General features: G+C 66.7%; 20 protein-coding genes. 12 read left to right on the forward strand and 8 right to left on the reverse strand.

Features of this window, described 5'->3' with window-relative positions; translation table 11 throughout:
- Nucleotides 1–2 precede the first annotated feature (2 nt).
- The 5 genes from tgt (at nt 3) to fabV (ending at nt 6506) form a co-directional block, all read left to right on the forward strand.
- On the forward strand, nt 3–1133 hold the full coding sequence (tgt, locus tag ACZK4Z_RS08740) for a tRNA guanosine(34) transglycosylase Tgt (protein WP_125895585.1): 1131 nt from the start codon (nt 3–5) through the stop codon (nt 1131–1133).
- Nucleotides 1134–1267: 134 nt separating this feature from the next.
- Nucleotides 1268–1612, forward strand: a complete 345-nt coding sequence (yajC, locus tag ACZK4Z_RS08745) for a preprotein translocase subunit YajC (RefSeq protein ID WP_046430173.1) — start codon at nt 1268–1270, stop codon at nt 1610–1612.
- Between the two features lie 61 nt (nt 1613–1673).
- Nucleotides 1674–3530 carry a protein translocase subunit SecD gene (gene secD, locus ACZK4Z_RS08750; protein WP_125895586.1) on the forward strand — a complete coding sequence of 619 codons (1857 nt, stop codon included), beginning with the start codon at nt 1674–1676 and terminating at the stop codon, nt 3528–3530.
- A gap of 15 nt (nt 3531–3545) precedes the next feature.
- Nucleotides 3546–4526, forward strand: a complete 981-nt coding sequence (secF, locus tag ACZK4Z_RS08755; RefSeq protein ID WP_125895587.1) for a protein translocase subunit SecF — start codon at nt 3546–3548, stop codon at nt 4524–4526.
- Between the two features lie 720 nt (nt 4527–5246).
- The gene (gene fabV / locus ACZK4Z_RS08760; RefSeq protein ID WP_293796529.1) at nt 5247–6506 is read left to right on the forward strand and encodes an enoyl-ACP reductase FabV; all 1260 of its coding nucleotides are present in this window, start codon (nt 5247–5249) and stop codon (nt 6504–6506) included.
- Between the two features lie 108 nt (nt 6507–6614).
- Here fabV and ACZK4Z_RS08765 read toward each other — a convergent pair whose 3' ends face one another.
- From ACZK4Z_RS08765 to ACZK4Z_RS08775, 3 genes are all read right to left on the reverse strand, one after another.
- Entirely contained in the window at nt 6615–8684 is a 2070-nt protein-coding gene (locus tag ACZK4Z_RS08765) for a GGDEF/EAL domain-containing response regulator (protein ID WP_121503054.1), read from the reverse strand.
- A gap of 91 nt (nt 8685–8775) precedes the next feature.
- Nucleotides 8776–9960 carry a BaiN/RdsA family NAD(P)/FAD-dependent oxidoreductase gene (locus ACZK4Z_RS08770; RefSeq protein ID WP_121503055.1) on the reverse strand — a complete coding sequence of 395 codons (1185 nt, stop codon included), beginning with the start codon at nt 9958–9960 and terminating at the stop codon, nt 8776–8778.
- Entirely contained in the window at nt 9957–10505 is a 549-nt protein-coding gene (locus ACZK4Z_RS08775) for a YaeQ family protein (RefSeq protein WP_125895966.1), read from the reverse strand. The genes ACZK4Z_RS08770 and ACZK4Z_RS08775 overlap by 4 nt, the downstream gene beginning before the upstream one ends.
- 124 nt (nt 10506–10629) lie before the next feature.
- Here ACZK4Z_RS08775 and ACZK4Z_RS08780 point away from each other — a divergent pair, with 124 nt between their 5' ends.
- The gene (locus ACZK4Z_RS08780; protein ID WP_125895965.1) at nt 10630–11508 is read left to right on the forward strand and encodes a pseudouridine synthase; all 879 of its coding nucleotides are present in this window, start codon (nt 10630–10632) and stop codon (nt 11506–11508) included.
- 6 nt (nt 11509–11514) lie between these two features.
- Here the strand turns inward: ACZK4Z_RS08780 and ACZK4Z_RS08785 are convergent, their stop codons facing one another.
- On the reverse strand, nt 11515–12003 hold the full coding sequence (locus tag ACZK4Z_RS08785; RefSeq protein WP_010484520.1) for a YaiI/YqxD family protein: 489 nt from the start codon (nt 12001–12003) through the stop codon (nt 11515–11517).
- A 301-nt stretch (nt 12004–12304) separates the two neighbouring features.
- Between ACZK4Z_RS08785 and ACZK4Z_RS08790 the strand changes: the two genes are divergently transcribed.
- The 4 genes from ACZK4Z_RS08790 (at nt 12305) to ACZK4Z_RS08805 (ending at nt 16115) form a co-directional block, all read left to right on the forward strand.
- Nucleotides 12305–12514, forward strand: coding sequence for a cold-shock protein (locus tag ACZK4Z_RS08790; RefSeq protein ID WP_004153307.1), 210 nt, complete (start codon nt 12305–12307; stop codon nt 12512–12514).
- A 187-nt stretch (nt 12515–12701) separates the two neighbouring features.
- The gene (locus ACZK4Z_RS08795) at nt 12702–13391 is read left to right on the forward strand and encodes a glutathione S-transferase family protein (RefSeq protein ID WP_180836819.1); all 690 of its coding nucleotides are present in this window, start codon (nt 12702–12704) and stop codon (nt 13389–13391) included.
- 32 nt (nt 13392–13423) lie between these two features.
- Entirely contained in the window at nt 13424–14989 is a 1566-nt protein-coding gene (locus tag ACZK4Z_RS08800; protein ID WP_180836821.1) for a protein adenylyltransferase SelO, read from the forward strand.
- A gap of 589 nt (nt 14990–15578) precedes the next feature.
- Nucleotides 15579–16115 (forward strand): adenine phosphoribosyltransferase, encoded by a 537-nt coding sequence (locus ACZK4Z_RS08805; RefSeq protein ID WP_032969786.1) that lies wholly within the window; start codon nt 15579–15581, stop codon nt 16113–16115.
- Nucleotides 16116–16257: 142 nt separating this feature from the next.
- Here ACZK4Z_RS08805 and dbpA read toward each other — a convergent pair whose 3' ends face one another.
- Nucleotides 16258–17634 (reverse strand): ATP-dependent RNA helicase DbpA, encoded by a 1377-nt coding sequence (gene dbpA / locus ACZK4Z_RS08810; protein ID WP_049461879.1) that lies wholly within the window; start codon nt 17632–17634, stop codon nt 16258–16260.
- Between the two features lie 154 nt (nt 17635–17788).
- Nucleotides 17789–18868, reverse strand: a complete 1080-nt coding sequence (locus ACZK4Z_RS08815) for a YeiH family protein (protein WP_253144384.1) — start codon at nt 18866–18868, stop codon at nt 17789–17791.
- A 102-nt stretch (nt 18869–18970) separates the two neighbouring features.
- Here ACZK4Z_RS08815 and ACZK4Z_RS08820 point away from each other — a divergent pair, with 102 nt between their 5' ends.
- Together ACZK4Z_RS08820 and ACZK4Z_RS08825 are read left to right on the forward strand one after the other, a co-directional pair.
- On the forward strand, nt 18971–19846 hold the full coding sequence (locus tag ACZK4Z_RS08820; RefSeq protein WP_125895769.1) for a LysR family transcriptional regulator: 876 nt from the start codon (nt 18971–18973) through the stop codon (nt 19844–19846).
- A gap of 256 nt (nt 19847–20102) precedes the next feature.
- On the forward strand, nt 20103–21986 hold the full coding sequence (locus ACZK4Z_RS08825) for an ATP-binding cassette domain-containing protein (protein ID WP_180836829.1): 1884 nt from the start codon (nt 20103–20105) through the stop codon (nt 21984–21986).
- A gap of 185 nt (nt 21987–22171) precedes the next feature.
- Here the strand turns inward: ACZK4Z_RS08825 and ACZK4Z_RS08830 are convergent, their stop codons facing one another.
- Together ACZK4Z_RS08830 and ACZK4Z_RS08835 are read right to left on the reverse strand one after the other, a co-directional pair.
- Complete coding sequence (locus ACZK4Z_RS08830) at nt 22172–22633, reverse strand: c-type cytochrome (protein ID WP_006361215.1); 462 nt, start codon at nt 22631–22633, stop codon at nt 22172–22174.
- A gap of 9 nt (nt 22634–22642) precedes the next feature.
- Nucleotides 22643–23032 (reverse strand): c-type cytochrome, encoded by a 390-nt coding sequence (locus tag ACZK4Z_RS08835; RefSeq protein ID WP_005413034.1) that lies wholly within the window; start codon nt 23030–23032, stop codon nt 22643–22645.
- Nucleotides 23033–23193: the final 161 nt, after the last annotated feature.

The raw sequence follows: 23193 nt of genomic DNA on the forward strand, positions 1-23193 counted from the left end.
CCATGTCCCGATTGCAGTTTCAGCTCAAGACCCGCGACGGCCGTGCCCGCCGTGGCCGCCTGACCTTCCCGCGTGGCACGGTGGAAACGCCGGCCTTCATGCCGGTGGGGACCTATGGCTCGGTCAAGGGCATCCTGCCGGACCAGGTGCGTGCGCTGGGCGCCGAGATCATCCTCGGCAATACCTTCCACCTGTACCTGCGGCCGGGCCTGGACATCATCGCCGACCACGGCGGCCTGCACGGCTTCTGCCGCTGGGATGGCCCGATCCTGACCGACTCCGGCGGCTTCCAGGTGTTCTCGCTGGCCCATCGCCGCAAGATCACCGAACAGGGCGTGACCTTCGCTTCGCCAACCGACGGTGCCCGCGTGTTCCTGGGCCCGGAAGAGAGCATGAAGATCCAGAAGGTGCTCGATTCGGACGTGGTGATGATCTTCGACGAGTGCACCCCGTACCCGGCCACCGAGGATGTCGCCCGCCGTTCGATGGAGCTGAGCCTGCGCTGGGCCCAGCGCAGCCGCAACGCGCATGACGAGCTGGGCAACGACGCGGCCCTGTTCGGCATCGTCCAGGGCGGCGTGCACACCGACCTGCGCAGCCGCTCGGCCGATGCCCTGCAGGCGATCGGTTTCGACGGCTATGCCATCGGCGGCCTGGCCGTGGGCGAGCCCGAAGACGAGCGCAACGCCATGCTCGACCACCTGGACCCGGAACTGCCCGCCGACCGCCCGCGCTACCTGATGGGCGTGGGCCGGCCGGAGGACCTGGTCGAGGGTGTCGCACGTGGCGTGGACATGTTCGACTGCGTGATGCCCACCCGCAACGCGCGCAACGGCCACTATTTCACCTCGTTCGGCACCGTTCGCATCCGTAATTCCCAGTACGCGCGCGACATGGACCCGATCGAGCCGGGCTGCGGCTGCGTGGCCTGCACCGGCGGCTACACCCGGTCCTACCTGCGCCACCTGGACCGCTGCAACGAGATGCTGGCGCCGATGCTGGGCACCCTGCACAACCTGTTCTATTACGAAAAGCTCATGGCCGACATCCGCGCGGCGATCGAGGCGGGAACCTTCCTGGCCTTCCGTGAGTCTTTCTACGCGGCACGCGGGGCGGTCGCGCCGCCCCTGTAACCCGAACACCCCCTGCCAAACGGCCCAAGGACGAATGCCCGGGGCCGTGGCATACTTCAAGGCTGACCCAGATCCGCGGTCGACACCTCGTGCCCGTGAAAGGGCCGAAGCGCCGCCCAACCAAAGGACCAACGATGAACCTGCTTGCCTTCCTGATTCCCGCCGCCCACGCCCAGGCCGCCGGCGGCCAACCGCAGGGCATGGGCCTGACCACGCTGCTGTTCCCGGTCATCCTGATCGCCATCATGTACTTCCTGATGATCCGCCCGCAGATGAAGCGGCAGAAGGAACACAAGTCCATGCTGGAGAAGATCAAGCGTGGTGACGAAGTGCTGACCAATGGCGGCATCGCCGGCAAGGTCACCGACATCGGCGACAACTTCATCACCATCGAAGTGGCCGAGAACGTGCGCATCCGCGTGCAGAAGGGCGCTGTTGGCAGCGTGCTGCCGACCGGCACCCTGGATTCGGCCAAGTAAGCCACTCCCTTTCCGATGCACAACCGCGGCGCCGGGGATGGCGCCGCGCGGGACCCAAGCAATGCTCGAATTTCCACGCTGGAAGTACGTCGTCATCCTGATCGTACTGGCGCTCAGCGCGCTGTACGCGCTGCCCAACATCTACCAGAAGGACCCGGCCCTCCAGATCACCGCCAACCGTGGCGGCCAGATCGACGATGCGCTGCGTGACCGTGTGCTGGCCGACCTGAAGACGGCCGGTGTCACCACCATCGGTGTCGAGAAGGAAGGGGAAAGCCTGATCGTCCGCCTGTCGGACCTGAAGGCGCAGTCCGCTGCCAGCGACGCCCTGCGTGACACGGTCGGCGAAAAGTACACCGTGGCCCTGAACCTGGCCTCGACCGTGCCGGACTGGCTGGCCAACCTCGGCGGTCGTCCGATGGTGCTGGGCCTGGACCTTCAGGGTGGCGTGCACTTCGTGCTTCAGGTCGACCAGAAGGCCGCCCTCGACAAGCGCCTGGACGCCTACACCGAAGACGTGCGCAGCACCCTGCGCGACGCCCGCATCCCGTACCAGTCGGTGGAACGCCGCGCTGACAACAGCATCGTGGCGAACCTGAGCCCGTCCGCCGGTGACGACGCCGCGCAGCGTGCCCGCACCGCCCTGGTGAAGGCGCAGCCGACCCTCGGCTACGACGTCAGCGGCAATCGCATCACGGTGACCGTGCCGGAAACCGAAATCACCCAGATTGCCAACGGCGCCATCGAGCAGAACATCAACACCCTGCGCAACCGCGTGAACCAGCTCGGTGTGGCCGAGCCGATCATCCAGCGCCAGGGTGCCGACCGCGTGGTGGTGCAGCTGCCGGGCGTGCAGGACACCGCCGAAGCAAAGCGCATGATCGGCGCCACCGCTACCCTCGAGTACCGCGCGGTGGTTGACGGCAATGCACAGGACGCCATCAACTCCGGGCGCATTCCGCCGGAAGCGAAGGTCTACCAGCGTCGTGATGGCGGTGGTCCGGTCCTGCTGAACAAGCGCGTGATCGTCACCGGTGACCAGATGGTCGGCGCGCAGGCGGTGACCGATTCGAACAGCGGCTCTCCGGCGGTCAGCGTGACGCTGAACAATGTCGGCGGCCAGCGCATGTTCGACTTCACCAGCGCCAACGTGAACAAGCCGATGGCGGTGGTCTACACCGAGCGCGTGCCGACCGTGACCGTCGTCGACGGCCAGGAAGTGCGTGGCTTCAAGGTCAACGAGGAAGTGATCTCGGTGGCCAACATCAACGGCGTGTTCGGCAAGAACTTCCAGACCACCGGCCTGCAGAAGAAGGAAGCCGAGGACCTGGCCAAGCTGCTGAAGTCCGGCTCGCTGGCCGCGCCGATGGACTTCGTCGAAGAGCGCGTGGTGGGCCCGAGCCTGGGTGCCGAGAACGTCAAGAACGGTATGCGCGCGGTGGTGTTCGCATTCCTGTTCACCCTGGTGTTCTTCAGCGTCTACTACCGCATGTTCGGCGTGATCACCTCGATCGCGATGCTGTTCAACCTGCTGATCGTGGTGGCGGTGATGTCGCTGTTCGGCGCGACCATGACCCTGCCGGGCTTCGCCGGTCTGGCGTTGTCGGTCGGCCTGTCGGTGGACGCCAACGTGCTGATCAACGAGCGTATCCGTGAAGAGCTGCGTGCCGGCGTGCCGGGCAAGACCGCGATCGTGACCGGTTACGAGCGTGCTTCCGGCACCATCCTCGACGCCAACCTGACCGGCCTGATCGTCGGTGTGGCGCTGTTCGCATTCGGTACCGGTCCGCTGAAGGGCTTCGCGCTGACCATGATCATCGGTATTTTCGCCTCCATGTTCACCGCGATCACCGTGTCGCGTGCGCTGGCGACGCTGATCTACGGCCGCCGCAAGAAGCTCCAGAACGTGGCCATCTGACGGGACGACACGCACATGAAACTGTTTCCGCTGCACATCCTCCCGAACGACACCAAGATCGACTTCATGCGCTGGCGCCATGTCGCGATGGTTGTCACGGTCATCGTGTTCCTGGCCTCGGTTGCCATCATCGGCTTCAAGGGCTTCAACTACGCTCTGGACTTCACCGGCGGCACCCTGATCGAAGCCCGCTTCGACAAGGCGGTGGACGTCGAGCAGGTCCGTACCAGGCTCGAGGAAAGTGGCTTCGACGGTGCCCAGGTGCAGAGCGTCGGTGGCAACACCGATCTGCTGATCCGCCTGGCCCCGCACGGTGAGCACGCTGCCGGTACCGGCGACGCCGCGCACGAGGACAAGGCCACCGCCGCCGCCGTGGTGAAGGCACTGTCCACCGCCGACAACCAGGCCACCGTGCTCCGCAACGAGTTCGTGGGCCCGCAGATCGGCAAGGACCTGGCGATGAATGGCCTGTACGCCACCATCTTCATGCTGGCCGGCTTCCTGATCTACATCGCGGTGCGCTTCGAATGGAAGTTCGCGGTCACCGCCAGCATCGTGGCGATGTTCGACCTGATCGTGACGGTCGCTTACGTGTCCCTGCTGGGCCGTGAGTTCGACCTGACCGTGCTGGCCGGCCTGCTGTCGGTGATGGGCTTTGCGATCAACGATCTGATCGTGGTCTTCGACCGCGTCCGCGAGAACTTCCGCAGCCTGCGCGTGGACTCGATGGAAGTGCTGAACCGTTCGATCAACCAGACGCTGTCGCGTACGGTGATCACCGCGGTGATGTTCTTCCTGTCGGCGCTGGCGCTGTACATGTACGGCGGCAGCTCGATGGAAGGCCTGGCCGAGACGCACATGATCGGTGCGGTGATCGTGGTGTTGTCCTCGATCCTGGTGGCGGTGCCGATGCTGACGATCGGTTTCCTGCGCGTCAGCAAGCAGGACCTGCTGCCGAAGGCGAAGGACATCGAGGCCCTGGCCCGTCGCCCGTAAGCACCCGCTGCAGGCAACACACAGAGAACCCCGCGCAAGCGGGGTTTTTGTGTGCAGGGCTTGCAGCCCTGCACCCGCGGTAGTGCCGGCCGCTGGTCGGCAACAGCAATAGCAACAGCGGGCATTCCGTGGAATGGTGGGGCCATGTGGGTTGGCAGGACACGCCGTAAACCCGTCCTTGGGGGCTCGATGGCGCCATCCATGGCGCCAACGGTCCTGCCAACCCACATGGCCCCACCTCTGACAGATTCCTGCGGCTGTTGGATCGCGCGGCTGTTGGTAGGTGTCGACCTTGGTCGACACATCTGTCAGATATTGAATGAGTTCATCCATGTCGACCAAGGTCGACACCTACCAGAGCAGAATGCCGCTCCGACAGATCGCGGAAATCTGTCGAAGGCGGGGTGGGTCCGGTTGCGGGGGTGTCCGCGGCATGGATGCCGCGGCCAAGCCTCCATGGACGGATTTACGGCGTCCCCCGCAACCGGACCCACCCCGCCAACCCACAGGAACCCAGCTTTTGAAGTTGCTCCGGCTCCGGCCGTTGCTCCGGCCTCTGCGGGTGCAGGGTGCAACCCTGCAGAACAAACCCCACCCTACGCCGCCGTCGGTTGTGCAATCTTCCCCCGCGCACTACGATCCTGCGGTTCGCGCGCGCAGGCGCGCGCCCGTATTCCTGCTGAGCGCCCCGCGCGCCGCATCTGCCAACCCGAGGTATCCATGGTCATCAAACCGCGCGTCCGCGGCTTCATCTGCGTCACCACCCACCCGACCGGCTGCGAAGCCGCGGTCAAGCAGCAGATCGACTACATCCGCGCACGTCCGCCGATCCAGAATGGTCCCAAGCGCGTGCTGGTGATCGGCGCCTCCACCGGCTACGGCCTGGCTGCGCGCATCACTGCCGCCTTCGGCAGTGGCGCCGCCACCCTGGGCATCTTCTTCGAACGCCCGGGTAGTGAAACCAAGCCGGGCACCGCGGGCTGGTACAACTCGGCCGCGTTCCACAAGTACGCCGACGAAGCCGGCCTGTACGCGAAGAGCATCAACGGCGATGCCTTCTCCGATGAAGTGAAGGCCAGGACCATCGAGATGATCAAGGCCGATCTCGGCCAGGTCGACCAGGTCGTCTACAGCCTTGCCGCGCCGCGCCGCAAGCACCCGAAAACCGGAGAGATAATCAGCTCCACGCTGAAGCCGATCGGCGAGCCGATCACCCTGCGTGGCCTGGATACCGACAAGGAAGTGCTGACCGAGACCCATCTGCAGCCGGCCACCCCGGAAGAAATCGCTGGCACTGTCGCGGTGATGGGTGGCGAGGACTGGCAGATGTGGATCGATGCGCTGGCCGACGCTGGCGTGCTGGCCAATGGCTGCACCACCACCGCCTTCACCTACGTGGGCGAAGAGATCACCCAGGCGATCTACTGGAATGGCTCGATCGGTGCGGCCAAGAAGGACCTGGACAACAAGGTGCTGGGCCTGCGCGAGAAGCTGGCCAAGATCGGTGGTGATGCACGCGTGTCGGTACTGAAGGCCGTGGTCACCCAGGCCAGCTCGGCCATTCCGACCATGCCGCTGTACCTGTCGCTGCTGTTCAAGGTGATGAAGGAAAAGGGCACGCACGAAGGCTGCATCGAACAGCTCGACGTGCTGTACGACATCCTCTACGGCGGCAAGGCCGATGGCGTGGCGGTCGATCGTCTGCGCCACGACCTGGTCGATGGCGATGGCCACACCGTCGCGCTGGTCGATGACGACGGCCGCCTGCGTGCCGATTACAAGGAAATGGCCGCGGACGTGCAGGGCAAGGTGGTCGCGCTGTGGCCGCAGGTGACCAACGAGAACCTGTACGAGATCAGCGATCTGGCCGGCTACAAGGCCGATTTCCTGCGCCTGTTCGGTTTTGGCGTGGAGGGTGTCGACTACGAGGCCGACGTCAATCCGGACGTGAAGATCGAAAACCTGGTCGACATGACCTGATCAACGAAGAGGCCGGCGAAAGCCGGCCTTCTCTTTGGGTAGTGCCGGCCGCTGGCCGGCAATCCCGGGTACCTGAGGTTGCCGGCCAGCGGCCGGCACTACCATCGGTCATCCGAACTCGAAACCCATCTCCGGCAACGCCGGGCCAACGAAGTCGCCCTGCACGTAGTCCACGCCGGCACTGAACAGCAACGTCATCGAATTGGCATCGCTGACGAACTCGGCGATGGTGCGGATGCCGGCTTCCTGCGCGCGCGCGGTGATCTGGCTGATGCGGTCGATGTTCTCGCGGGTGGCTGCCAGGTCGCTGGTGAAGCCACGGTCCAGCTTGAGGAACTGCGGCTGGAAGTGGGCCAGCAGCTGGAACGAATCCAGCCCCGAACCGAACTGCTCCAGGCCGATGCGGCAGCCCAGCGGTGCTACTTCGGCAAGGAACTGCTGTGCACTGCGCAGGTGGGTGAACACCTTCGCTTCCGGCGCATGCAGCCACAGCCGTTCGCCGGGCACACCCTGAGCCTGCAGCTCGCGGCGCAGGGTAGCGATCATCTGCGGGTCGTCGAAGGATTCCGGCGTCACTTTCACCAGCATCTGCGTGGCATGGCCTTCGCGTGCACGCTGGCCCAGCACCGCGATGGCCCGTGACACCACCCAGCGGTTGATGTCGGCCAGCAGGCCGTGCTCCTCCGCGATACCGAGGAACGCGGTCGGGCTCAGCAGTTCGCCATTGTGCTCCAGGCGCAGGTAGGCCTCATACAGCTCCAGCGACTCGCCCTGCAGGTTCAGCACCGGCTGGTAGTGCAGCTGGAAGCCGTCACCGGCCAGCGCTTCACGGATACGGGCGACCCAGCGCAGCACGCGTTCTTCCTCCACGCGGTCGGCGGCGGCCGGGTCGAAGATGCGGCAGGTGTTGCCCAGTTCTGCGGCGGCCTGCGTGCATTCGCTGGCGCGTGCCAGCACCTGGCCGATACTGGCGATCTTCTCGCCCACCTGCACGCCACCGATGCTGACCGTTACCGTGGCCGAGCGTGCGCCGATGCTGAAGACGTGCGCGGCGTAGGCTTCGCGGATGCGCTCGGCCAGTGCCACGGTCTGCGCATAGGGCCCGGCCTGCAGCACGGCGAAATTGTGCTCGCCGAAGCGGGCCAGCTGTGCGTCTTCGCCAACGACTTCGGCCAGCAGCGCGGCGAGCGCGCCGATCAGGGTGTCGGCCGAGGCCAGGCCAATGTCCGGCAGCAGGCGCGCGTAGTGGTCCGGCTCGATCAGCAGCAGGCCGAACTGGCCTTCGCTGCGCCCGGCCTGGGCCACCGCGCTTTCCAGCTGCAGCATGAAGGTCGGGCGATTGAGCAGGCCGGTGACCTGGTCGCGCTGGCGCAGGTCCTCGACCTCACGTGCCAGCTCGGGGTCGAATTCCATGCGGCGGCGGAGCACCACCTGCAGGCAGGATTCGCCTTCGTAGGTGGCAGCGGCAAACTCCATCGTCGCCGGGAACGCACTGCCATCCTCGTGGCGCGCGTCGAGCTGGTACTGGGGCGGCGGCGCCTCGCCACGGCTGAGGCCCTTCAGCAGCTGCTTGAAGCCCTCCACGTGCTGGGCGGCGACCATGTCCAGCAGCGAGATGCCTTCGATGTCGTCGAAATGCTCGTAACCGAACATCTCCAGATAGGCGTCGTTGGCGCGGATGTGCATGCCTTCATGCACGTAGGCGATGGGGTCGCGCGAGGAGGCGATCAGCGCGTCGCAGCGGCGCTCGGTCTCGCGCATCTGCGCCTCGATGCGGCGCAGGCCACGACGCGCCTGCAGGTCCACCCACTGGTCACGGACCACGGCGAGCAGATGCTCCGGACGTTGGCGCAGGGCGAGGGCGCGGATGCCATGGCTGCTGGCCTGCACCAGTTCGTCCTCGTCGATGCGCTCGGCCAGCAGTACCAGTGGAATGTCCTTGCCGCTGGCAGCAATATGCTGGGCCACCAGTGGCAGCGGGATGCCCTGGGAGGGCGAAGCCAGCACCAGGTCGATGGCCTGGCTGGCCAGCACCTGGGCCAGCTCGGCTGCATCCTGCGGACGCCACGGGCGTACCGCGATGCCGCTGTTGCGCAGCGTGCTGACGATGGCTTCGGCATTCTCGCCGCTGTCATCGACGATCAGCAGGCGGATGGTGATGTCGTTCGCGTTCTGCATGCACTGCTCCCCAATCTGCAAATCTAGATACACGATGCGCGGCGAACCGTCCATGCGCGCACCCCTTGCACGCATTGAACGGCGATGTGGTTCACACCACGCCACCGGCTGCGTGGCCGCTGGCCCAGGCCCACTGGAAGTTGTAGCCGCCCAGCCAGCCGGTCACATCCAGCACCTCGCCGACGAAATGCAGGCCGGGCACGCGCTTGGATTCCATCGTCGAGGACGAGACCTCGGCGGTATCCACGCCGCCCAGGGTGACCTCGGCGGTGCGGTAGCCCTCGGTACCACTGGCCACCAGCGGGAACGCGCCCAGCAGCTGCGCGGCCTGGCGCAGCACCGGCTCGTCCAGCTGGCGCACGGGCCGGTCGGGCAGCCAGTGTTCGCACAACCGCTGTGCCAGCCGCTTCGGCAGTACCTCGCCCAGCACCGTGCGCAGCTCGGCGGCAGGACGTTCGCGCTTCATCTGGCGCAACCACTCGCCGGCATCCTGGCCGGGCAGCAGGTCCAGCTCCAGCGCGTCGCCGGGTTGCCAGAACGAGGAGATCTGCAGGATCGCCGGGCCACTCACGCCGCGATGGGTCAGCAGCATGAAATTCTGGAAGCTCTTTCCGTTGCAGCGCGCCTCGATGGGCAGAGCGACGCCGCTGAGGTCGGCCAGCCGTTCCTGGTGCTTGCCGCTGAGCGTCAGCGGCACCAGCCCGGCGCGGGTCGGCAGCACCTGGTGGCCGAACTGTCGGGCCACTTCATAGCCGAAGCCGCTGGCGCCCATGCTGGGAATGGAGAGGCCGCCGGTGGCCACCACCAGCGAGGCGCAATGGAACAGGCCCTGCGTGGTGTGCACGCGGAATCCATCGCTGCCATGCTCGATGCGCTGCACGCTGCAGTCGGTACGCACCTGCACGCCTGCCGCCTGGCATTCGTCCACCAGCATCTTCACGATCTGCTTGGACGAGACATCGCAGAACAACTGGCCCAGCTCTTTTTCGTGATACGCGATGCCGTGCTTGCTGACCAGCTCGATGAAGTGCCAGGGCGTGTAGCGCGCCAGTGCCGACTTGCAGAAGTGCGGGTTGGCCGACAGGAAGTTGGCCGGGGTGGTGCCGGTGTTGGTGAAGTTGCAGCGGCCACCGCCGGACATCAGGATCTTCTTGCCGACCTTGTTGGCATGGTCGATCACCTGCACCTGGCGGCCGCGCTGGCCAGCCGTGATCGCGGTCATCAGCCCGGCCGCACCGGCGCCGATGACAACCACGTCGCAACGGATCGTGCTCATGCCTTGGCGCGCTTGCGCCAGTTCGGGATCACGTCGAGCTGGATCTGGTCGTTGAGCAGCTGCACTTCACCGTCCTGGATCAGCACGCTCCAGCGCATGGCGCGCTGGATCTGCTGGCCCCAGCGCTCGACGAATTCACCGTCCAGATCAACCACCGAGAGATTGTCGAAGCGTGCCAGGCCCTTGCTCTGCTTGCCCCACCAGATCTCCGAGGCGTTGCCGCCGTAGTTGATCACCTGCACCTGGCGGCTGCGGTTGCTGGCCTTGCGGATGCGCGATTCGTCCGGATGGCCCAGGTCGATCCACTGCAGGATGTCGCCGGTGTAGTCGTGTTCCCACAGATCCGGCTCGTCATCGGTGCTCAGGCCGCGGCCGAATTCCAGGCGGTCGCTGGCGTTCAGCGCGAAGGCGAGCAGGCGCACCATCAGGCGATCGTCGGTCTCGGACGGGTGCTGGGCCAGGGTCAGGTTGTGGGTCGCGTAGTAGCCGCGATCCATGTCGCTGATCTGCAGTTCGGCCTTGCGGATGGTGGCGGTGAGGGCCATGGGGGGTCCGTGGACTAAAGACGACAATGATAGAGGTTTGCTCCAGGGGTGTCCGTTGCCGGTCTGTCTGCGCAGCGTCAACGGTGGCACTCTTGCGCTCTTTCCCGTGGCCGGAGTGGACGCCATGACCTTGCCCAGCCGCCTGCAGCTGCCACCCGGCCACTGGTCCAGCCTGCTCGATGGCCTGTGCGCGCGTTTCCCGCGCATCGACCGTGCGCAATGGCAGGACCGCTTCGCCCGAGGCCGCGTGCAGGATGCGCAGGGCAGGGCACTGGCGCCGGACATGCCTTGGCAGGTGGGGCTGGAAATCCAGTACTTCCGCGAGGTGGCCGACGAGCCGGTGATTCCCTTCGCCGAGACCATCCTGCATCTGGATGCGCACCTGCTGGTGGCCGACAAGCCGCACTTCCTGCCGGTGACGCCGGCCGGTGGGTATGTACGGGAAACCCTGCTCTCGCGCCTGGTCGTCCGCACCGGCAACACCGAGCTGGTGCCGCTGCACCGCTTGGACCGGCTGACCGCCGGCCTGGTGCTGTTTTCCACCCAGGCAGGCACGCGTGATGCCTACCAGCGGCTGTTCCGCGAGCGGCGCATCGGGAAGACCTACGAGGCGCTGGCACCGGCGCTGCCGGGGCTGGCGTTTCCGTTGCAGCGGGACAGCCGGCTGGTGCCAGGGGAGCCGTTCTTCCGCATGGCCGAAGTGCCGGGCGAGCCCAATGCCCGCAGCCGGATCGAGCTGATCGAGGCCGAGGGGCCGGTCTGGCGCTACCGGTTGCGGCCGGAAACCGGCCGCAAACACCAGCTGCGCGTGCATATGGCGATGCTGGGCGCCCCCATCGAGGGCGATGACCTGTATCCACAGCTGATGCTGCGCCCGGATGAAACGGTCGAGGCGCCCCTGCAGCTGCTGGCGCAGGGGCTGGCCTTCGACGATCCATTGAGCGGCGAGCCCAGGCGGTTCAGCAGCCAGCGCCGCCTGTGCCTGCCCGGCCTGGGCGGGTAGGGCCGTTCAGCGAACCGGGCGCCGCGCCAGCCAGCGGTCCAGTTCGGCGGCGAACAGCTGCCGGTCACGGGGTCCCAGCGGCGGTGGGCCCCCGGTCTGCACCCCTGCGCCGCGCAGCTCTTCCATGAAATTGCGCATCGACAGCCGCTCGGCCATGTTGTTCGGGGTGTACAGCTGGCCACGCGGGTTCAGCGCCACCGCCTTCTTTTCCAGCACCAGTGCGGCCAGCGGGATGTCCTGGGTGACCACCAGGTCACCGGCGGCGACCCGCTCGACGATGGCGCTGTCGGCCACGTCCAGGCCCTGGGGGACCTGGATCGAGCGCAGCCAGCGTGAGGGCGGGGTCCGGATCCACTGGTTGGCGACCAGGGTCAGCTCGATCCCAACGCGTTCAGCGGCACGGAACAGGATGTCGCGAATGACGGTGGGGCAGGCGTCCGCGTCTACCCAGATGCGTGGGAGAGCGGGTTCAGCTTGGGTTTCAGCTTCAGTCATTTACCCAGTGTAGGGTAGGAAAATCCTGAATGGGGACTCGGAGTTAGCCTCGATCGGCTGCCAGCCCTTGTCACGTCTAGCGGGCGGGGTCTGCCCATGAACGTCCGGGCTATCGCTTTTTGCAGAAAACACGCGTATCGTTCGTCCCACTGTGTTTGCTAGGGTCACCGTGAATCGTGGCCTGGTGCAGTTGATCTCACGATCCGCTCATCGATCCGCTTTACCAACGCCTGCAACTCAGTCTCGGCCCCGATACCCGGTGGCTGCGATTTTTTCAACATGTGTTTCAGGAGTTAGTCAAATGTCTGATCGTCAGACCGGCACCGTCAAGTGGTTCAACGACGCCAAGGGCTTCGGCTTCATCACCCCGGAAAGCGGCCCGGACCTGTTTGTGCACTTCCGTGCCATCCAGGGCACCGGCTTCAAGACCCTGCAGGAAGGCCAGAAGGTTACCTTCATCGCCGTCCAGGGTCAGAAGGGTATGCAGGCTGACCAGGTGCAGGCGGTCTAATCCGTCTGCTACCGTTTGGTAGCCAGAACGCCGGAAGCGAAAGCTTCCGGCGTTTTTTATTGCCCGCCGTTTTTTGTAGAGTCGAGCCACGCTCGACTGTTCTCAAAGCCAGTCGAGCATGGCTCGACTCTACAAAGGGCATGCACTGCGCGCGGTACGATGTGGGCCTCCCCAAGGATCACCCCCCATGCGCATCGTCCACCATCTGGAAAACTCCCGTTCCCTGCGCGTGCTGTGGATGCTGGAGGAGCTGGGGCTGGACTACGAACTGCGCCGCTATCCGCGTGATCCGAAGACGCTGCTGGCGCCGCCGGAACTGCGCAACGTGCACCCGCTGGGCAAGTCGCCGGTGCTGCAGGATGGCGAGCTGGTACTGGCCGAGTCCGGGGCGATCCTCGACTACCTCGCTGACCGCTACGACACCCAGCGCCAGCTGTCGCCGTCGCCGACGCCTGCCGATGGTGCCGAGCGCATCGCCTACCGCTACTGGCTGCACTACGCCGAAGGCTCGGCGATGCCGCCGCTGCTGCTGACCCTGGTGATCGGTCGCATCCGCAGCGCGCCGATGCCGTTCTTCGCCCGCCCGATCGCACGCAGCATTGCCGACAAGGCCGAGCGCGGCTTCATCGGCCCGCAGCGGCGCCTGCACCTGGACTGGATGGAGCGCCGCCTGGCCGAAAGCCCGTGGTTTGCCGGTGAGCGCTTCAGTGCGGCCGACATCCAGATGAGCTTCCCGATCCAGGCCGCTGCCGCGCGCGGTGGTGGCCTCGACGACAAGCCGGCACTGCGTGGCTTCCTCAAGCGTATCGGTGAGCGCCCGGCCTACCAGCGTGCCGAGGCCCACGGCGGCCACCTGCAGGCGCTCAGCGGCAATTGAGGCGGGCGGCCGTCGCCCCCATCTTCAGCACCATGGATACCGACAGCCCCCGTTTCGACAACCGCCTGCTGCATACCCTGCCGGGCGACCCCGAATCCGGCCCGCGCCGCCGCGAAGTGCTGGGCGCGGCCTGGTCGCCGGTGATGCCGACCCCGGTGACGGCGCCCACGCTGCTGGCCTGGGCGCCGGACGTCGCCGCGATGCTCGGCTTCGATACCGCTGAGGTCGAGAGCGAAGGTTTCGCGCGTGTATTCGGTGGCAACGCACTGTATGCAGGCATGCAGCCATGGGCGGCCAACTACGGTGGCCATCAGTTCGGCCATTGGGCGGGCCAGCTCGGCGACGGCCGCGCGATCTCGCTGGGCGAACTGGTCGCACCCGATGGCCGTCACTGGGAACTGCAGCTGAAGGGTGCCGGACCGACGCCGTATTCGCGCGGCGCCGATGGCCGCGCGGTGCTGCGCTCGTCCATCCGCGAATTCCTGTGCAGCGAGGCCATGCACCATCTGGGGGTGCCGACCACGCGCGCGTTGTCGCTGGTCGGTACCGGCGACGACGTGGTGCGTGACATGTTCTACGACGGCCACCCGCGCGCGGAGCCGGGTGCCATCGTGTGCCGGGTATCGCCGTCGTTCCTGCGCTTTGGTTCCTTCGAACTGCCGGCCTCGCGTGGCGAAACCGCGTTGCTCCAGCAGTTGGTCGACGCCTGCATCGCCCGCGACTTTCCGGAGCTCGAAGGGCAGGGCGAGGCGCTGTATGGCGACTGGTTCGCGCAGATCGCGGTGCGCACCGCCGAGATGATCGCGCACTGGATGCGCGTGGGTTTCGTGCATGGCGTGATGAACACCGACAACCTGTCCGTGCTCGGCCTCACACTCGATTACGGCCCTTACGGCTGGGTCGAGGATTTCGATCCGGACTGGACGCCGAACACCACCGACGCGCAGGGCCGGCGTTATCGCTTCGGTACCCAGCCGCAGGTGGCGTACTGGAACCTGAGCCGATTGGCCCAGGCGTTGTCGCCGTTGTTCGCCGATGTGGCGCCGCTGCAGGCCGGTCTGGCGGCCTACCAGTCCACCTTCGTGGCCTGCACCCGTCGCGATGCCGCAGCCAAGCTGGGCCTGGCCGCTGCCGACGATGACGACCTGCAGCTCTACCTGCGCTGGCAGCAGTTGATGCAGGACGGTGCCATGGACATGACCCTGGCCTGGCGCGCGCTGATGCGCCTCGATCCGACGGCAGCGGATGCGGCGCTGCTGGACGCGGTGTACTACGACGAGGCGCGCCAGCAGGCGGTGCAGGCACCGTTGCAGCAGTGGCTGCAGGACTACGCGGCACGGTTGCAGGCCGATCCGTTGTCGGCCAGCGAACGCACGGCGAAGATGGCCGCGGCCAATCCGCTGTATGTGCTGCGCAACTGGTTGGCGCAGGAAGCCATCGACCGCGCCGAACAGGGCGACCTCGGCGGTGTTCATGCGTTGCAGGACGTACTGCGTGATCCGTACACCGAGCGTGCCGGGCTGGAGCATTTCGCCGGCAAGCGCCCGGCGTGGGCCGACAACCGCGCCGGCTGCTCGATGCTGTCCTGCAGTTCCTGAGGGTGGGTTTCGGCAGGGCTGCGCCCTGCACCCGCAGAGGCCAGGGCAACAGCCAGAGCAAAAGCGGATTCCGTGGTCTGGCGGGGCGGTGTGGGGCTGCAGGACACGCCGTAAACCCGTCCATGGGGGCTCGATGGCGCCATCCATGGCGCCAACGGTCCTGCAGCCCCACACCGCCCCGCCTCCGACAGATTCCCGCTGCTGTGGGTAGGTGTCGACCTTGGTCGACACGGTAGATCCACGCCATGCGTGGATGCTCTTCGTTCAATTCTCGAAACATTCGATTTCGATAGAGATCCATCCACGCATCGCATGGATCAACAGATCGCAGAAGTCTGTCGAAGGCGGGGTGGGTCCGGTTGCGGGAGTGTCCGCGGCATGGATGCCGCGGCCAAGCCCCCATGGACGGGTTTACGGCGTCTCCCGCAACCGGACCCACCCCGCCATCTCTCGGAATGCGGCTTTTGCTTTCGCTTTTGCTTGCGCGGTAGCCTCTGCAGGTGCCGGGCGCAGCCCGGCCGAACACCCCCAACAGGCAGGCGGCGCCCGGAACAGGTACCCTATGCCGCCATCAGATAGCCAACGTGACATGACCGACGCCATCGTCGCTCCGCAGTGGGCCTCCCGCCTGCGCGACATCGCCGACTTCCCCAAGCCCGGCATCCTGTTCAAGGACATCATGCCGCTGCTCGCCCACGGCGAGGACTTCCGCGGTGCCATCACCGCGATGGCCGACCGCTGGCGCGACCAGAAGCTGGACGCGGTGGTCGGCATCGAATCGCGCGGCTTCATCCTCGGCGCCGCGATGGCGCTGGAACTGGGCGTCGGCTTCGTGCCGGTGCGCAAGCCGGGCAAGCTGCCGGGCCAGGTGCTGCGCGAGGAATACACGCTGGAATACCGCAGCGACTGCATCGAAGTGCACGCCGATGCGCTGCCGGCCGGTGCCCGCGTGGCAATCATCGACGACGTGCTGGCTACGGGTGGCACGCTGGTCGCCGCGTTGTCGCTGGTGCGCCGCCTGGGCGTTGACGTGGTCGGTGCCGGCGTGCTGGTCGAACTGGACGGTCTCGGCGGCCGCGCCCGCTGGGAAGCGGACCTGCCGCTGCACACCGAACTGGTGTTCTGATCGAAGGGTGGGTGCCAACCAAGGTTGGCATCTACCAGAGCGAATGGCCTGGAGCCGGTAGTTGCCAACCTTGGGTGGCAGCGCTGTTGCCGTTCGCTGTTCCCACAGAGTCGAGCATGGCTCGACTCTACAGGTCACCCGGTTACATCATCCGCACGCGGAAACGTCGGCCCTTGATCTTGCCGGCTTCCAGCTTGGCCACGGCCTTGTTGGCCTGCTCACGCGCGATCGCCACATAGGAGCGGGTTGGGAAGATCGCGATCTTGCCGATGAACTTGCTCGACAGGCCGGCGTCGCCGGTCAGTGCACCGAGGATATCGCCCGGGCGCAGCTTGTCGGTCTTGCCACCGTCGATACGCAGCGTGCGCATCGCGGCCTGCGGCAGCTCGGCCGGGCGCGAAGTCGCCAGCGGCGTCTTCTGCCAGTCCAGTGGCTGACCCATCTGCGCTTCGATGGCTTCGGCACGGGTCTTCTCGCGGCCGGCCACCAGGCTGATCGCCAGGCCGCTGGCACCAGCACGGCCAGTACGGCCCACGCGGTGCTGGTAGCTCTCCACGTCGGTCGGCAGCTCGTAGTTGATTACCGCCGCCAGCTCTTCCACGTCCAGGCCGCGTGCGGCCACATCGCTGGCCACCAGTACGTTGCAGCTGCGGTTGGCCAGCAGCAACAACACTTCCTCGCGGTCGCGCTGCTCCATGTCGCCGTGCAGGGCCAGTGCGGAGAAGCCGAACTGCTGCAGCGAGTTGGCCACTTCGTCCACGTCCTTGCGGGTGTTGCAGAACACCACCGCCGATTCCGGCGTGTACTTCAGCAGCAGGCCAGCCAGCGCCTTCTGGCGGTGCGCCGGTTCCACCTCGCAGAACAGATGGCGGATGGCCGGTGCCTGGTCGGCACCCTCCACGGTCACTTCCACCGCGTCGCGCAGCAGGTCACGCGCCATGGTGCGGATGCTGTCGGGGAAGGTGGCCGAGAACAGCAGGCTCTGGCGATCCTTGTGGGTGCGGCCGGCGATCTCGCGGATCGGCTCCTCGAAGCCCATGTCGAGCATGCGGTCGGCTTCGTCCAGCACCAGCGTGCGCACCGCGCCAAGATTCAGCGCGCGCTTGCGTGCAAGCTCCTGCACACGGCCAGGAGTGCCGACCACCACGTGCGGGTCGTGGCCTTCCAGCGACGCCAGCTGCGGGCCCAGCGGCACACCGCCGACCAGCAGCAGCAGCTTCAGGTTGGGGATGCCGGTGGCCAGCTTGCGGATCTGCTTGCCGACCTGGTCGGCCAATTCGCGGGTCGGGCACAGCACCAGCGCCTGCACGCGGATCAGGCTGGGGTCGATGGCCTGCAGCAGGCCGAGGCCGAAGGCGGCGGTCTTGCCGCTGCCGGTCGGCGCCTGTGCGATCACATCGCGGCCATCCAGGATGGCCGGCAGGCTCTGCGCCTGCACGGGGGTAAGGGTGGTGTAGCCGAGGGCATCCAGGCCGGGCTGCAGGGCCGGGCTCAGCGGCAGGGTCGAGAAGTCAGTCATGGCGCATTGTACCCGTCCGCGCGGCCGCTCCCGCCTAATGGGGTGGGGTCGGATCCCTTTCCGCAGGAAAGGGCTCTGACCCCCAATTGGAGCCGCCATCCACGCATGGCGTGGATCTACTGGTGGGTGCCGACCTTGGTCGGCACGCTCCTGCTCAGCCAAGCACCGCCAGCACGCCCTGGTGGATCGCCAGGCCCCCGAACAGCAGCCAGGCGAACAGGATCAGTGCCAGCAGCAGCGGCTTCAGGCCGGCCTGGCGCAGCGCCGAGACGTGGGTGGTCAGGCCCAGCGCGGCCATCGCCATCGCCAGCAGCACGGTATCCAGCTGCACCAGCCCCGCCTGAAGGCCGGCCGGCAGCAGATGCAGCGAGTTGAACCCGGCCACCGCCACGAAACCAAAAGCGAACCACGGCACCACAATGCGCGCCTTGCTGCCATCGGCGCTGGCCTTGCCGCCACGCGCCAGCCACAGCGACAGCGCCACCAGGAACGGTGCCAGCAGCATCACCCGCACCATCTTGGTGATCACCGCCGTGTCAGCCGCCGCTTCGTTGACCGCGCGGCCAGCGGCGACTACCTGTGCCACTTCATGCACCGTCGCGCCGGTGAACAGACCGTACTGGCGCGCGTCCATTGCCAGCCAGCCGTGCGACTGCACCAGCGCATACAGGGCGGGATACAGGAACATCGCCAGCGTGCCGAACACCACCACTGTCGACACCGCTACCGTGACCTGCGCAGCACGGCCGCGCACCACTGGTTCGGCGGCCATCACCGCCGCCGCGCCGCAGATCGCGCTGCCGGCACCGATCAGCATTGCCGCCTCACGCTCCATCTTGAACACACGCACGCCCAGCCAGCAGGCCAGGCCGAAGGTGCTAGCCACCACCAGCACGTCCATCAGCACGCCGCTGACGCCGACATGGCCGATGTCCTGGAAGGTCAGGCGCAGGCCGTACAGCACGATGCCGGCGCGCAGCAGCCAGTGCTTGGAGAAGCCGACACCGGCTGCGCTGCTCGGCGCCAGCCGCGGATAGAGGGTGTTGCCGACCACGATGCCGGCGACGATGGCCACTGTCAGCGCGCTCAGACCGTGCGCCTGCAGCCAGGGCAGCTCGGCCAGGTACAGCGACGCTGCCGCGATCAGACCCACCAGCAGCAGGCCGGGCAGGCGCGGCTGCCAGCGTTGGCGCAGGGCGGGCAGGGACCAGGGGGAGAGAGCGGGGGCGTTCATGGCAGGGGCAGGGCTGGAGTGATGGGGCAAGCGTGCGCCTCTGTCGCTGACCTGTAAAACGAATAATATGGGTGAAACCTACCCATCAAGAAGGTAAGTGCCATGCGCCTGACCTTGCGCCAGCTGCAGGTCTTCGTCGCCATCGCCGACCATGGCAGCACCACTGCTGCCGGCCAGGCCATTGCGCTTTCGCAGTCGGCCAGCAGCGCCGCCCTGCAGGAGCTGGAAGCGCACTTCGGCACGCCCCTGTTCGACCGCATCGGCCGCCGCCTGGCGCTGAATGGCCACGGCCGCGCCCTGTTGGAACCCGCGCGCACGCTGCTGGTCAACGCCGCCGACCTCGAGCGCCAGCTCGCCGCCGGCGGTGACCCGTCGCAGGGCGCGCCACTGCGGCTGGTGCTGGCCGCCAGCACCACCATCGGCAATTACCTGCTGCCCCCACGCATCGCCGATCTGCTGCGCCAGGCGCCACAGGCCGAGGTCGACCTGCGCATCGACAACAGTGCCGGCGTTGTCGCCGCCGTGCAGCGACTGGACGTGGACGCCGGCCTGATCGAAGGCCCGTGCCACGAGCGCGGCCTGCAGGTCACCGCCTGGCAGCAGGACCCGCTGGTGATCGTCGCCGCCACCGATGCCCCCGCGCGCTGGTCGCTGGACGAACTGCGCCGCGCACGCTGGCTGCTGCGCGAACCGGGCTCGGGTACCCGCGAAGCGGTGGAGCAGGCCTTGTTGCCGCACCTGCGCGGTTTCGCGCAGACCCTGCAGCTGGGCAATACCGAAGCGATCAAGCAGGCCGCCATCGCCGGGCTCGGTCTGGCCTGTCTCTCGCGTCATGCGCTGGAAGAGCCGCTGGCCCTCGGCCGCCTGCGCGTGCTTGAGACCCCGTTGCCCGCCCTGCAGCGCACCCTGTGGCTGGTACGGCATCCCGGCAAGCAGTGGCTGCCGGGGTTGCAGGCGTTGCTGGGGGAGGTGGGGTAATCCATCAGAACCCCAGTTGATTCCATCCATCGACACTTCTTGTAGTGCTCATCCACGCATGGCGTGGATCTACTGTGTCGACCAGGGTCGACACCCACCAGAGCAGAATGCCGTTCCGACAGATCGCGGGATCCACTCCGCCATCCCGCAGGAAACCCGCTTTTGACGTTGCCGTTGAGGTTGCCGGCCAGCGGCCGGCACTACCGCGGGTGCCGGGTGCAGCCCGGCCGACGCCCCCAACCGGTACAATGGCCGGATGCCTCTGATTACCCTACAGAACGTCGACTTCAGCGTCGGCGGCCCGTTGTTGCTGGAAAAGGCCGAACTGTCGATCGAGCCGGGCGAACGCATCGCCCTGATCGGCCGCAACGGCGCCGGCAAATCCACCCTGCTCAAGCTGCTGTCCGGCGACCACAAGCCCGATGACGGCGAAGTCCGCGTGCAGCAGGGCGTGCGTGTCACCCGCCTGGAGCAGGAAGTGCCGCACGGCGCTGCTGGCTCGGTGTTCGACGTCGTCGCCGACGGCCTCGGCGAACTGGGCCAGTGGCTGGCCGAGTTCCACCACCTCAGCCATGCCGAAGTATTCGATGGCGAAGCCCTTGGCAACGTACAGGCCAAGATCGACGCCGCCAACGGCTGGGGCCTGGACCAGCGTGTCAGCGAAACCCTGACCAAGCTCGACCTGGATGGCGAGGCCGAGTTCGGCCGCCTGTCCGGCGGCATGAAGCGCCGCGTGCTGCTGGCCCGTGCGCTGGTGTCCAGCCCGGATGTGTTGCTGCTGGACGAACCGACCAACCACCTGGACATCGAAGCCATCGACTGGCTGGAAGCGTTCCTGAAGGGCTGGAGCGGCAGCGTGGTGTTCGTCACCCACGACCGTCGCTTCCTGCGTGCACTGGCCACCCGCATCGTCGAGATCGACCGCGGCCAGGTCACCAGCTGGCCGGGCGACTGGGCCAACTACGAGCGCCGCCGCGAGGAACGCCTCAACGCGCAGGCGCAGGAAAACGCCCGTTTCGACAAGCTGCTGGCGCAGGAAGAAGTCTGGATCCGCCAAGGCATCAAGGCCCGTCGTACCCGCGACGAAGGCCGCGTGCGCCGCCTGAAGGCGATGCGCACCGAACGCTCGCAGCGCCGCGACCTCAGTGGCAACGTCAAGATGGAAGCTGCCCAAGGCGTCAGCTCCGGCAAGAAGGTCATCGACGTCAAGGACATTTCGTTCGCCTTCGGCGAGCGCACCATGGTCCGCGATTTCACCACCACCATCCTGCGTGGCGACCGCATCGGCCTGATCGGCCCCAACGGCAGCGGCAAGACCACGCTGCTGAAGCTGCTGCTGGGCGAACTGCAGCCGGCCAAGGGCGAGGTCAACGCGGGCACCAATCTGCAGATCGCCTATTTCGACCAGTACCGCGCGGTGCTGCGCGAAGACTGGAGCGCGATCGAGAACGTGGCCGAAGGCCGCGATTTCCTCGAGTTCAACGGCAAGCGCAAGCATGTGCATGCCTACCTGCAGGACTTCATGTTCACCCCGGAACGTGCGCGTGCGCCGATCACCCGCCTGTCCGGTGGCGAGCGCAACCGCCTGCTGCTGGCCAAGCTGTTCGCGCAGCCGTCCAACCTGCTGGTAATGGACGAACCGACCAACGACCTCGACGTGGAAACCCTGGAGCTGCTGGAAGAGCTGCTGGGCGAGTACACCGGCACGCTGCTGCTGGTCAGCCATGACCGTGACTTCATTGACAACGTGGTGACCTCCACGCTGGTGATGGAAGGCGACGGCGTGATCGGTGAGTACGTGGGTGGCTACAGCGACTGGCAGCGGTACGCCAGCAGCATTGCCGCCGCGCCGGCGGTGGTGGCTGCCGCCAAGCCAGCGGCAGCTGCACCTGCTGCAGCGGCCGCTACGCCGGCCGCGCCCAAGCGCAAGCTGGCCTACAAGGAAGCACGCGAGCTGGAGCAGCTGCCGAAGACCATCGAGAAGCTGGAAGGCGACGTCGAAGGGCTGACCTCGGCGATGAACGACCCGTCGTTTTACACCCGCAGCAGCGCTGAAGTGGCGGCGCACACCCAGCAGCTGGCCAAGGTGCAGGCCGAGCTGGATGCGGCGTACGCGCGCTGGGAAGAGCTGGAAGGCTGAGCTGAGCGTCCGCCGGCGCTGCCGGTGAACTCAGTAGATCCACGCCATGCGTGGATATCGGGATCCGTGCGGACCAACGGTCCGCACCTACCGAAGCCGGTTACGCCTCCGTACGGACCAAGGTCCGCACCCACCAATCAACGGTCCGTGCGGACCAAGGTCCGCACCCACCGGGGCGCCGGCGGTCATTTGACCCCGTGCAGATCCCGCAGCTGGCTCGGCCGGCTGCCGAAATACGCCGCCAGATCAGCGATGTCCTGATCGCTCAGGTCCTTCGCCTGTGGGGTCATCAGCGCATGCTGGCGGTCGCCGGCACGGTACGCCTGCAGCGCATGCGCCAGATAGTCGCCGTACTGCCCACCGAGCTTCGGGTAGGTCGCATCGATCGGCGCGTTGCCGTCGGCGCCGTGGCAGTCGATGCAGCTCTGGTTGGTGGCCTTGCTCTTCACCTTGGCGCGGGCCTCGCCGGCGGCCTCGCGGCCCGGTGGCAGGCCGGCGGAGGATGAAGAGCCGTGTTCGCCGCTGGCATGGCCCGGGTCGGCGGCGGATTTCTCGCTGTTTTCCACCTGCGACTGTGAACAGGCGGCCAGCAGCAGGGCAACGGACAGGGCGATGGCGTGACGCATCGGATGCGCGGCTTTCGACATGGGCGGGCCTTACTTGACGGTGGACAGGTAAACAGAGAGATCGGCGATCTCCTGTTCGCTGAAACTCATCGACTGCGCCTGCATCGTCGGATGCCTGCGCTTGCCCTGGCGGTACTCGGTCAGGGCCTGGGCCAGGTACTGCTGGGTCTGGCCGCCGATCTTCGGCACCCGGTAACTGGGGTAGGCGTTCTTGTAGCCGGTGATGCCATGGCACCCCTGGCAGGTGTAGGCCAGGACACGGCCATTGTCGAAGTTGCCGGTGGGGGCGGCAGGCGCCGGGGCAGCGGCGGGAGCCGGGGCCGGGGCAGGTGTGGCAGGAGCAGGAGCGGGCTGTGCGGCGGCCCCAAGGGGCAGGAGGACGGCCAGAGCGAGACAAGCGGCGAGCGGCTGCGGGCGCATGGTGTCGTTTCCGGGGATTCGGGTCTGGTCGTTCCGGCGTGGGGTACGGAACGACCCGAGTATAGCCCCAGGTTTCATCTAGCTGAAATGGGGGGCGGGCCGACCAGTGGCACGAAGACACCATGACCTTTGGGATATGGTGTTGCCGTGAAGTGGTGCAT

The sequence above is a fragment of the Stenotrophomonas sp. 71799_Sma genome (genome assembly GCF_056482505.1).

Bases quoted from the DNA above. Each gene is read 5' to 3' on its own strand.
- tgt (WP_125895585.1), top strand. From the start codon at position 3: ATGTCCCGATTGCAGTTTCAGCTCAAGACCCGCGACGGCCGTGCCCGC.
- yajC (WP_046430173.1), top strand. From the start codon at position 1,268: ATGAACCTGCTTGCCTTCCTGATTCCCGCCGCCCACGCCCAGGCCGCC.
- secD (WP_125895586.1), top strand. From the start codon at position 1,674: ATGCTCGAATTTCCACGCTGGAAGTACGTCGTCATCCTGATCGTACTG.
- secF (WP_125895587.1), top strand. From the start codon at position 3,546: ATGAAACTGTTTCCGCTGCACATCCTCCCGAACGACACCAAGATCGAC.
- fabV (WP_293796529.1), top strand. From the start codon at position 5,247: ATGGTCATCAAACCGCGCGTCCGCGGCTTCATCTGCGTCACCACCCAC.
- ACZK4Z_RS08765 (WP_121503054.1), bottom strand. From the start codon at position 8,684: ATGCAGAACGCGAACGACATCACCATCCGCCTGCTGATCGTCGATGAC.
- ACZK4Z_RS08770 (WP_121503055.1), bottom strand. From the start codon at position 9,960: ATGAGCACGATCCGTTGCGACGTGGTTGTCATCGGCGCCGGTGCGGCC.
- ACZK4Z_RS08775 (WP_125895966.1), bottom strand. From the start codon at position 10,505: ATGGCCCTCACCGCCACCATCCGCAAGGCCGAACTGCAGATCAGCGAC.
- ACZK4Z_RS08780 (WP_125895965.1), top strand. From the start codon at position 10,630: ATGACCTTGCCCAGCCGCCTGCAGCTGCCACCCGGCCACTGGTCCAGC.
- ACZK4Z_RS08785 (WP_010484520.1), bottom strand. From the start codon at position 12,003: ATGACTGAAGCTGAAACCCAAGCTGAACCCGCTCTCCCACGCATCTGG.
- ACZK4Z_RS08790 (WP_004153307.1), top strand. From the start codon at position 12,305: ATGTCTGATCGTCAGACCGGCACCGTCAAGTGGTTCAACGACGCCAAG.
- ACZK4Z_RS08795 (WP_180836819.1), top strand. From the start codon at position 12,702: ATGCGCATCGTCCACCATCTGGAAAACTCCCGTTCCCTGCGCGTGCTG.
- ACZK4Z_RS08800 (WP_180836821.1), top strand. From the start codon at position 13,424: ATGGATACCGACAGCCCCCGTTTCGACAACCGCCTGCTGCATACCCTG.
- ACZK4Z_RS08805 (WP_032969786.1), top strand. From the start codon at position 15,579: ATGACCGACGCCATCGTCGCTCCGCAGTGGGCCTCCCGCCTGCGCGAC.
- dbpA (WP_049461879.1), bottom strand. From the start codon at position 17,634: ATGACTGACTTCTCGACCCTGCCGCTGAGCCCGGCCCTGCAGCCCGGC.
- ACZK4Z_RS08815 (WP_253144384.1), bottom strand. From the start codon at position 18,868: ATGAACGCCCCCGCTCTCTCCCCCTGGTCCCTGCCCGCCCTGCGCCAA.
- ACZK4Z_RS08820 (WP_125895769.1), top strand. From the start codon at position 18,971: ATGCGCCTGACCTTGCGCCAGCTGCAGGTCTTCGTCGCCATCGCCGAC.
- ACZK4Z_RS08825 (WP_180836829.1), top strand. From the start codon at position 20,103: ATGCCTCTGATTACCCTACAGAACGTCGACTTCAGCGTCGGCGGCCCG.
- ACZK4Z_RS08830 (WP_006361215.1), bottom strand. From the start codon at position 22,633: ATGTCGAAAGCCGCGCATCCGATGCGTCACGCCATCGCCCTGTCCGTT.
- ACZK4Z_RS08835 (WP_005413034.1), bottom strand. From the start codon at position 23,032: ATGCGCCCGCAGCCGCTCGCCGCTTGTCTCGCTCTGGCCGTCCTCCTG.